The 2502-nt window shown below is 71.7% G+C and carries 2 protein-coding genes; both read left to right on the top strand.

Going from position 1 to position 2502, the window contains the following annotated elements:
• The first annotated feature begins 299 nt into the window (after positions 1-299).
• Positions 300-1907 carry a phage tail sheath subtilisin-like domain-containing protein gene (locus ACFXA3_RS40840; RefSeq protein ID WP_385196265.1) on the top strand — a complete coding sequence of 536 codons (1608 nt, stop codon included), beginning with the start codon at positions 300-302 and terminating at the stop codon, positions 1905-1907.
• 73 nt (positions 1908-1980) lie between these two features.
• Positions 1981-2424, top strand: coding sequence for a phage tail protein (locus ACFXA3_RS40835; RefSeq protein ID WP_385196263.1), 444 nt, complete (start codon positions 1981-1983; stop codon positions 2422-2424).
• The last annotated feature ends 78 nt before the right edge of the window (positions 2425-2502 follow it).

Raw genomic sequence — 2502 nt, 5'->3', positions numbered from 1 at the left:
CGGGCCGCCGCCCCCGCCCCCCTCCGCCCCCGCCCGCGCCCGCGCGCGGCGCGCCCGCAGGCCGCGCCCTCTCCCGCGCCCGCCCGCCCCCCGCCCAGCGTTGACCGGACCCCCGCCCGCCCACAGGTCCACGCGGGCAGACCTCCGGGCAGCCGGAACGGGCCCCTCTGCCGGGTGCCCCCCGGGGCTGCCCTTCCGGGCAACGACGGTGTACCCGCCGGGGTACCGAGGGACGTTTCGGCGGGCGCACGCGCGCGTCAAGGTGGGGTGTCCTGTCTCGTACCGGAGGAGAGCAGAGCATGCCGTCCTATCTGTCGCCCGGCGTCTACGTCGAGGAGGTGGCCAGCGGATCGCGCCCCATCGAGGGAGTGGGCACGTCGGTGGCCGCCTTCGTCGGTCTGGCGCCGACCGGCCCCCTGAACGAGCCGACGCTGGTGACCAACTGGACCCAGTACGTGGCAGCCTTCGGCGACTTCACCGACGGCTACTACCTCGCGCACTCCGTCTACGGGTTCTTCAACAACGGCGGTTCGGCTGCGTACGTGGTGCGCGTCGGCGGCTCCGCCGAGGACGCCGCCGGCGGCCGGGTGCGGGCGGCCGCGCCCGCCGCGGTCACCGCCGGTGCCACCCCGGCCGCGCTGCCCGCCGCCGAGCCCCGCCGGCTCGGCACCTTCGCCGTGGCCGCCACCGCGGAGAGCCGCGGCGCAACGCTGTCCGTCGAGGTCGCCGACGCGGAGGGCGAGGGGCCCGCCGAGCGCTTCAAGCTGATCGTCAAGGACGGCGACAAGCCGGTCGAGACCTTCGACGTGACCGCGAAGAAGGGCAGCCGGTCCTACGTCGTCACGCAGGTCAAGGAGCGCTCCGCGCTGATCACCGTGACCGAGGCCGCGCCGTCCGCGCAGCTGGCCCGTCCGGAGAACCAGACCGTGGCGCTGCCGGCGCCGCCGTCCGCGCCCGTCGAGGCCGCCACGGCGGTGGAGGGCGCCGAGGGCTCCCACCCCGGCCCCGCGCAGTACCTCGGCGACTCCGCGGACCGTACGGGCTTCGGCGGCCTGGAGGCCGTCGACGAGATCTCCATGGTCGCCGTGCCCGACCTGATGGCCGCCTACCAGCGCGGCGCGATCGACCTGGAGGCCGTCAAGGCCGTCCAGCTCGGTCTGATCGCGCACTGCGAGCTGATGGGTGACCGGGTCGCGATCATCGACCCGCCGCCCGGCCTGAACGCCCGTGACATCCGGGTGTGGCGCCAGGAGACGGCCAACTACGACTCCAAGTACGCGGCCCTCTACTACCCCTGGATCAAGTCCTTCGACCCGGCGACCGGGCAGTCGCGCCTGATCCCGCCGAGCGGCCACGTGGCCGGCATCTGGGCCCGCAACGACAGCGAGCGCGGTGTGCACAAGGCCCCCGCCAACGAGGTGGTCCGCGGCGCCGTCGACCTCGAACTCCAGATCACCCGCGGCGAGCAGGACCTGCTCAACCCGATCGGCGTGAACTGTATCCGGGCCTTCCCCGGCCGCGGCATCCGCATCTGGGGCGCCCGCACCCTCTCCTCCGACCCGGCCTGGCGCTACCTGAACATCCGCCGGTACTTCAACTACCTGGAGGAGTCGATCCTGATCGGCACCCAGTGGGTGGTGTTCGAGCCGAACGACCACAACCTGTGGGCGCGCATCCGCCGCAACGTCTCCGCGTTCCTGGTCAACGAGTGGCGCAGCGGTGCCCTGTTCGGGCAGAGCCCCGACCAGGCGTACTACGTCAAGTGCGACGAGGAGACGAACCCGGCGGAGTCGGTCGACCTCGGGCGGGTCATCTGCGAGATCGGCATCGCACCGGTCAAGCCCGCCGAGTTCGTGATCTTCCGGCTGGCGCAGTTCTCCAGCGGCAACGGGGAGCTGGAGGAGTAACCGGGCGCGGAGCCCGCCTCCGCCCCCGTCGCCTCCCCGTGCCCCTCCCCCTCCTCAGAAGGACAGCGAACACATGAGTCTCCAGCCGGGTGACGCCCTCACGTCACACAACTTCGGCCTCCAGATCGACGGGGTGATGGTCGAGTACCTCGCCGAGGTCAGCGGTCTGGTCCTCGAACAGGACGTCATCACCTACATGCAGAACAGTGCGCAGGGCCGGCCCGAGGTCGCGCTGCTGCCGGGCGTGCAGAAGAACGGCCAGTGCACGGTCGTGCGCGGCATGACCCAGTCGGCCTCGTTCACGCAGTGGATCAACGACTCGATCCGCGGCCAGATGAGCACCGCCCGCAAGAACGCCTCCATCATCATGATGGACTTCCAGGACAACCCGGTGAAGCGCTACAACCTGCGCAACGCCTGGTGCAGCAAGATCGAGACGAGCACGGTGAAGGCCGGTGAGGCGTCGGCGCTCACCGAGTCCGTCACCATCGTGTTCGAAGAACTGGTCATCGAATAATGCGGCGTTCGGCTGCCAAGGCCCCGGTCCCGACGGCACCCCAGACCGCGGCGGCGGGGGGGGGGATGCCCCAGTGCG

The sequence above is a fragment of the Streptomyces sp. NPDC059456 genome (genome assembly GCF_042750055.1).
Taxonomy (GTDB): Bacteria; Actinomycetota; Actinomycetes; order Streptomycetales; family Streptomycetaceae; genus Streptomyces.
The sequence above is the reverse complement of the archived record's forward strand: the minus strand, read 5'-3'. Positions and strand labels throughout refer to the sequence as shown.